At 32.4% G+C, this 5,279-nt stretch carries 7 protein-coding genes; 3 read left to right on the top strand and 4 right to left on the bottom strand.

Going from position 1 to position 5,279, the window contains the following annotated elements:
* Window positions 1–303: 303 nt before the first annotated feature.
* The gene (locus ACVC43_RS00290) at window positions 304–699 is read right to left on the bottom strand and encodes a hypothetical protein (RefSeq protein WP_452222574.1); all 396 of its coding nucleotides are present in this window, start codon (window positions 697–699) and stop codon (window positions 304–306) included.
* Window positions 700–814: 115 nt separating this feature from the next.
* On the opposite strand from ACVC43_RS00290, the gene ACVC43_RS00285 reads away from it, so the two are divergent.
* Window positions 815–1,255 (top strand): Lrp/AsnC family transcriptional regulator, encoded by a 441-nt coding sequence (locus ACVC43_RS00285; protein WP_452222573.1) that lies wholly within the window; start codon window positions 815–817, stop codon window positions 1,253–1,255.
* Between the two features lie 255 nt (window positions 1,256–1,510).
* The gene (locus ACVC43_RS00280; RefSeq protein WP_452222572.1) at window positions 1,511–2,059 is read left to right on the top strand and encodes a sigma-70 family RNA polymerase sigma factor; all 549 of its coding nucleotides are present in this window, start codon (window positions 1,511–1,513) and stop codon (window positions 2,057–2,059) included.
* Between the two features lie 5 nt (window positions 2,060–2,064).
* Here ACVC43_RS00280 and ACVC43_RS00275 read toward each other — a convergent pair whose 3' ends face one another.
* Both ACVC43_RS00275 and ACVC43_RS00270 read right to left on the bottom strand, forming a co-directional pair.
* A complete protein-coding gene (locus ACVC43_RS00275) occupies window positions 2,065–2,442 on the bottom strand; it encodes a VOC family protein (protein ID WP_452222571.1) in 378 nt (125 codons plus the stop codon).
* Complete coding sequence (locus ACVC43_RS00270) at window positions 2,414–3,649, bottom strand: MDR family MFS transporter (protein ID WP_452222570.1); 1,236 nt, start codon at window positions 3,647–3,649, stop codon at window positions 2,414–2,416. The genes ACVC43_RS00275 and ACVC43_RS00270 overlap by 29 nt, the downstream gene beginning before the upstream one ends.
* Before the next feature lie 291 nt (window positions 3,650–3,940).
* Here ACVC43_RS00270 and ACVC43_RS00265 point away from each other — a divergent pair, with 291 nt between their 5' ends.
* Window positions 3,941–4,546 carry a DUF1684 domain-containing protein gene (locus ACVC43_RS00265; protein ID WP_452222569.1) on the top strand — a complete coding sequence of 202 codons (606 nt, stop codon included), beginning with the start codon at window positions 3,941–3,943 and terminating at the stop codon, window positions 4,544–4,546.
* On the opposite strand, the gene crcB is transcribed toward ACVC43_RS00265, so the two are convergent.
* Entirely contained in the window at window positions 4,543–4,914 is a 372-nt protein-coding gene (gene crcB, locus ACVC43_RS00260) for a fluoride efflux transporter CrcB (RefSeq protein ID WP_452222568.1), read from the bottom strand. The two genes, ACVC43_RS00265 and crcB, sit on opposite strands and share 4 nt — an antisense overlap.
* Window positions 4,915–5,279 lie beyond the last annotated feature (365 nt).

The following is a 5,279-nucleotide window of genomic DNA, read 5'->3' as shown; positions in this document are numbered from 1 at the left end:
AGAAGTCGAAGTATCTCAGAGAACCACTTTTTGCCAAAGCAAAAAGTGTGTGAATCGCTTATGCTGAGAGAAGTCGAAGTATCTCAGAGAACCACTTTTTGCCAAAGCAAAAAGTGTGTGAATCGCTTATGCTGAGCATAGTCGAAGTATCCCAGATGGCTCCTTTTTCTTTTTAAAAAAAAGTGATCAAACACGTCGACTCCATGCGAAAAAGCTTATACTTAAACAAGTTTAAAATAGAAGAAAAAACAAAAGCACTTAATTTAATTAAGTGCTTTTTTTATTATTAGTTGGTTAAAGTGATCATAAAGTTAACGCCCAGGTGCGTTGTAGTTTTTTAAATTTATTCAATTCTTTACGTAGAACAGGAATGTATTCTCTGCCATTACTGTTACATTTTTCTAACCTGCTACAGTTTCTATACAACCTATTAGTTAGCGTTCTTAGTTTAGAAAGATGTTTGTGTTTATTTTCAGAATATAGTTCTAATTCTGCTCTAATAATTTCTGGAGCTAATGAAACGGACTGCTGAACAATATCGCCAGAAAAATAAATATGCTCATCTTCTTTTCCGTCACTTTTTAAAGCCGATAAATCGTCGTTTAAATAAGCCGATATATTATGAGACAATAAAAAAATATCCATAGCCTTTCTATAAATAGGCGAATCTGGCAAGTGCGATGGGATTTGAGAAAACATTATTAAATTAATTTTACCAAATTTAATCACAAGTCTTCATCTATCGCTTTAAAAATTATAGTAAAATCAATTTTTTTCATTAATAATTAAATATATTTACTAAAATTCTTTTAAAATGAAACTTGATAGCTTAAGCTGGAAAATATTAAACTGTTTACAAAAGCAGGCAAGGCAATCTAATGTAGCCATTGGAAACCAGGTAGGTATCTCTTCACCAGCCGTTTCAGAACGTATAAAAAAAATGGAAGACGCTGGAATTATACAAAGCTATAACACCATGGTGTCTCCAATTGAGGTTGGTTACCAGTTTAAAGCTATAGTTAATATACGTGCATTTATGGGCATGTTAAAACCGTTTTTAGAAAAAGTAAAAACCTATGATGAGGTTATTAATTGTTATCGTATTACGGGTAATGAAAACATTGTTATGGAAGTGGTTTTAAGAAACCAAAAACACTTAGAGGCCTTTATCGATCAATTAATTGTTTATGGAGAGGTTAAAACTCAAATTGTGTTGTCTCATGTGGTTAAAAATAATTCTATTAAAAAGTTTTAGTTTTTTAGAAGCACAATAATAGTTTTGAAATAAATTTAAAAATTTTGCATCTTTTTTGTAAATTATTAGTCTATTATATGAACTATAAATACAAACATTATGAAAAATAAAGAATGCACATGTAATTGCGAAAGTTGTACAAAGGGACAATGCCAGGCATGTACCTGCGAGAATTGTACCTGTACAGGTTGTAATTGTTAAAATAATAGTCGGTTTTATGTAATTTTTAACGCCTAAAACCGACTTACTTTTTAAATGATGACTACAAAACAAATTTGGGAAGCCTATTCGCAGGATTTAAAGCGTTTCATTTTAAGTAAAGTTAAAAATGAAGCCATTGCAGACGATATTTTACAGGACACCTTTATAAAAATTCATACAAAATTAGATACCTTAAAGGATGCTACAAAAGTAAAAGCATGGTTGTTTTCTATTGCAAGACATTCGGTTTTAGACTATTTTAAAACTTCGAATCAAACGTTCGAAATAGCAAATTTTGAAACCGAAGCACGAATTAAGGAAACCAAGCATACCGAAAAGGAGTGTTTATATGGTATAATTAAAAACTTACCAAAAAAATACAGAGAGCCTTTATTTCTTTCAGATATAAAAGGGCTAAAGCAAGCCGAAGTAGCAAAACAACTAAACCTTAATTTACCTACTACCAAATCGCAAATACAACGTGCAAGAAAAATGGTAGCCCAAGGTTTTAAAGATTGTTGTGATTTTGTTGAAAACGACAAAGGTGTTTTAGTTGGTGAGATAAAAGAAAAAGAAGATTGTAAAGTGTGTAATAATAGTTAACAATTTTAATTAATACGCCAAGGCGGATTTTTCCGGTTGTTGCCAGCCTTAAACAATACTATGGTATTACCGTCTGGATCTTTAAGTTTTGCCTCTCGCCAAAGCCAGGATTCATCCTTTGGTAATTGACTAAAAGTGATGCCTTTTTCCCGAAGTTTTTCTACTAATACATCTAAATCTTTATCTTCAAAATACAGCGTTGTATTGTTTTTAATTATTACTTCTTCTGTAAATTGAATAGATAACGTTGCCTCACCATCCGGACATTCTAATCTCGCATAGCGAGGCAAAGCATCTACAATTAATGTTAAACCTAATGTTTTATAGAAAGACACTAATGGTCTTGTGTTTTCACTAACTATGGTGACTTGGTTTAAGTTCATGACTTACTATTTTTTTCTTCATAAACGCTTTTAAAACTAATAATAAAATAACACAAAGCAAAGCAAGCACAGTCATAATATACCAGGTATTATCGAAGCCCAATGCTTCGGCCAAATGCAAACCTGCGTTGTGACCAAAAATACTTCCTACCGAAAATGCCATAGCATACATGGCTAAATACTCTCCTTGATTACCACGTCTTGCACGATCTAAAGCAAAACCATTGGCAAATGGGAAGGCTATCATTTCTCCCACCGTCATTAACAACATACCAATAATTAATACACCAGACCAGTTTGTAAAATTGAGTACCAGCAAACTTAATCCTGTTAAAAAAGCACCAAATAAAACCAAGCCTATTTTAGTGTTTTGGGTTTTTTCTAACCATTTTATCAAGGGCATTTCAAACAGGAAAATAAAGAGTCCGTTAAATCCCAAAATTAAACCTACCTGTAGCTCACTTAATCCATGAGCCTCTCTGTAATAAATTGGCATGGCAGAAAAGTATTGAAAAAATACAACAGCAAATAATACCATAGCCACAAAAAAGATTAAGTATGGTGTGTCTTTGTATGCAGATTGCGGATTTATGTTTTTAATTTCATCTTGAATTTGTGCCTTTTTAGGGTTTAAAACAAAAAATAATACCAGAGTTGCCAAAATACAGGTAATGCCATCCACCCAAAATAATCCTGAATAATTGAGATGTGTAATAATTAAACCACCAACTGCTGGACCAGCAGAAAACCCTAAATTAATAGCTAAACGAATTAGCGTTACACTACGTGTTTTATTTTCGGGTTTGCTGTAAGCACTCATAGCTACATACGAAGCAGGTCTAAACATATCTGCCACACACATGGTTAAAAATATACCAATGCATAGCGATTGAAACGTGTGTAAATATTGTAGTCCGATAAACAAAAAACCAGTAGCTAATAAGCTAAAAACCATTATTTTATAATAGCCCATAACATCTGTTAACTTGCCACCAAGCCAGGTGCCTACAAGAGAACCAACACCAAAGCAGGTCATTATCCAGCCTACATTACCCATCGAGATATTTAAATCTTCGGTTAAATAAATAGACAAAAATGGTATAACCATCGTACCAGCTCGATTAATTAAAGTAATGGCTGCAAGCCACCATATTTCGGTAGATAGTCCGCTAAAGGAATCGATGTAGTTTAAGTATAGTTTTTTCATAATATTTCCGCAACAGCGGTAATGGTTTGGTTGGTTATGGTTTATTTCATGTCCAAATGTTTAATTCGTAATAGGACTAAATTAAAAAAGTCCAACTACGAAGTTGGACTTTTAATATTATATAAATTGATGTTTATATCATTTTAAAATATAAGTAGTCCGCCTTCTATCTCTATAGGTGGTGTTTTGCTTACAATTTGAAATGACAATATTCATTATTTCTTTTTTTAGATAACTCAAAGCTAAACAAAATTTTTTAAAGTTGTATTTTTGAAGCAAACAAAATTTAAAATGAAGAATTTTTTCTGCCTCATATGTCTTAGTCTTTCTATATTAAGTTGTGCACAAGACAAACAACCGCTTTTAGGTGAAACAGAGCATCAACGTGAAGAAAACGCCAAGTTTAAAGATGCGTTAAAATCACCTTTAACCGAGAAAGACAGAAAAACCTTTAGAGCATTAGAATTTTTCCCATTCGATTCTACCTATGTTGTTATTGCTAATTTTAAACGCACGCCAGACGAAACACCTTTCGAGATGGCAACAACAACAGACCGTAAACCGATGTATGTGAAATATGGCGAGCTAACCTTTACCTTAAAAGGTGAGGCTTGTAAATTAGACATCTATCAAAATATAGATTTAATTAAAAGAGAAGGTTATGAAGATTATTTATTTCTTCCTTTTTTAGACGAGACTAATGGTGAAAATAGTTATGGTGGTGGACGCTATTTAGACGCCAGCCAGCCAGAAGGTGACACTATTGTGCTCGATTTTAACAAAGCATATAATCCTTATTGTGCTTACAGCCCAAGATATTCCTGTCCTATTGTACCCTTAAAAAATTCATTGGATCTGGCAGTAGAAGCTGGCGTAAAGGCTTATAAAAAGCACTAAAATATTTTAGCAAGATACATACCTCCAAATACAGCTAAAAAGCCTATTACAAAACTGGCAATGGTATAAATGGCAAAGCTGGTAAAATCACCTGCTTTTAAAAACACATGATTTTCGTAAGCAAAGGTTGAAAACGTAGTAAAACCACCACAAAAGCCCGTAGCTAATAGTAAAGTGTGGCTTTGTGTAAGCGTGTTGTTTTTTAACGCCAAACCTAAAATTACACCTATAAGTAAGCTGCCTAAAATGTTAGCGAGAAAAGTACCATAAGGAATACCAGTTTCTGTACTGTTAAGATATTTGCCAACAATGTAGCGTAATACGCTTCCAAAGCCACCACCAACAAATACAAGCAAAACGTTTTTCATAGTTTAAATAATCCGGTTACAATATTATCTTTTTTTTTCTAATCTCTTTCAATGAATAGCAAAAATTAATAATTCAACTTTAACATTTCTCATGTTAACTATTTAGTTATCAGTATGTTAAATGTATATATTATACTGTTTAATCGTCATGACTGGGCGTAAACCGAAAAACCGTAATTCACCAAAACGAAAAATAATTTTTTTAAAAGACCCAGAATAAATTATTGTCTAGTCCTAAATAACCGATACAGATTATTAAAGGATTAAATTTATTAATTAAAGCTGAACAATCATATGATTGTTCAGCTTTTTTGATTTGTATTGTTTTCTTTTCAATTTGTTTTGTGCGTGCATTTGTATTGGTG

The sequence above is a fragment of the Lacinutrix chionoecetis genome, from assembly GCF_053604665.1.
The sequence above is the reverse complement of the archived record's forward strand: the minus strand, read 5'-3'. Positions and strand labels throughout refer to the sequence as shown.